General features: G+C 52.7%; 1 protein-coding gene. It reads right to left on the bottom strand.

Annotated features, from left to right (window positions below):
• A partial coding sequence (locus tag NF867_RS09245; protein ID WP_252587543.1) for an immunoglobulin domain-containing protein occupies positions 1-1862 on the bottom strand: 1862 nt, incomplete at both ends.

The following is a 1862-nucleotide window of genomic DNA, read 5'->3' as shown; positions in this document are numbered from 1 at the left end:
CCCTGACAGAACGTGTATGGACCCGGACCGTTTAAGGTTACCGTTGGGGTATTGTTGACCGTTACCACTGTAGCCGGCGAAGTTGCCGTACAAGAGGTAATCGTGTTGGTTACTTTTACTGTATATGAACCAGAAGTGCTTACTGTTAAGGTATTACTATTGGTGCCTACCGGGGTTGCTCCCTGGAACCACTCATATTTCACATTCGCCTGAGCCGGTGCCGTTAAGGTTACCGAGCCGCCGCTACAGAAGGTGGTCGGTCCTGAAGGACTGATCGTCGCTACCGGTAATGGATTCACCGTTACACTTACCGCTGCCGAAGTGGCTTTACAGCTAGTAGCAGTAAAGGTTACCACTACTGTATAGGTTCCACTGGTGGTCGCCGTAAAGCTGTTCGAGTTAGTACCTACCGGAGTAGCGCCGTTGTACCACTGGTAGCTCGCTCCTGCCTGCGCCGGTACCGAGAAGGTTACCGAACCTCCCTGACAGAACACATACGGCCCTGGGTTGGTCAACGTCACATCCGGAATCGGAGTGATCGTTACCGCTACCACGTTCGATGGTGCCGAACAAGTGGTGGTTGGGTTAGTCACCACTACCGAGTAGTTACCACTGGTAGTTGCGCTGTACGTATTGGTGTTAGTTCCTACCGCTGTGGCTCCGTTGTACCACTGGTAATTCATGCCTGCCTGTGAAGTGGCCGTTAATACGATCACATCACCCGCACAACCTGCAATTGGGCCTGCCGGTGCTACCGTTACCGTTGGCAATGGATTCACCGTTACGTTCACCGTAGCCGAAGTAGCCGAACAACCACCTGCTGCTGCAGGGTAGCTTGCCACTACTTTATACTGACCGGTAGTCGTTGCTGTATAACTGTTAGCGGTTGCCGATGGAATGGCTGTGGCGCCATTGTACCACTGATACGTTACGCCTAAGGCTGATTCATCAGTAACCGAAATTACCTGTGAGCCGCCCTGACAGAACGTGTATGGGCCCGGACCGTTTAAGGTTACCGTTGGGGTATTGTTGACCGTTACCACTGTTGCCGGCGAAGTTGCCGTACAAGAGGTAATCGTGTTGGTTACTTTTACTGTATATGAACCAGAAGTGCTTACTGTTAAGGTATTACTGTTGGTGCCTACCGGGGTTGCTCCCTGGAACCACTCGTATTTCACATTCGCCTGCGCCGGTGCCGTTAAGGTTACCGAGCCGCCGCTACAGAAGGTGGTCGGTCCTGAAGGACTGATCGTTGCTACCGGTAATGGATTCACCGTTACACTTACCGCTGCCGAAGTGGCTTTACAGGTAGTAGCCGTAAAGGTTACCACTACTGTATAGGTTCCACTGGTGGTCGCCGTAAAGCTGTTCGAGTTAGTACCTACCGAAGTAGCGCCGTTGTACCACTGGTAGCTCGCTCCTGCCTGCGCCGGTACCGAGATCACCTGTGATCCGCCCTGACAGAATACATATGGACCCGCTGCATTCAACGTCACATCCGGAATCGGGGTGATCGTTACCGCTACCACGTTCGATGGTGCCGAACATGTGGTGGCTGGGTTAGTCACCACTACCGAGTAGTTACCACTGATAGTTGCGCTGTACGTATTTGTGTTAGTTCCTACCGCTGTGGCTCCGTTGTACCACTGGTAATTCATGCCTGCCTGTGAAGTGGCCGTTAATACGATCACATCACCCGCACAACCTGCAATTGGACCTGCCGGTGCTACCGTTACCGTTGGCAATGGATTCACCGTTACGTTCACCGTAGCCGAAGTAGCCGAACAACCACCTGCTGCTGCAGGGTAGCTCGCCACTACTTTATACTGACCGGTAGTCGTTGCTGTATAACTGTTAGCGGT

The organism is Solitalea agri (assembly GCF_023914155.1).
GTDB lineage: Bacteria > Bacteroidota > Bacteroidia > Sphingobacteriales > Sphingobacteriaceae > Solitalea > Solitalea agri.
Note: the sequence above shows the minus strand (reverse complement) of the source record. Positions and strands in the feature narration are given on the sequence as shown.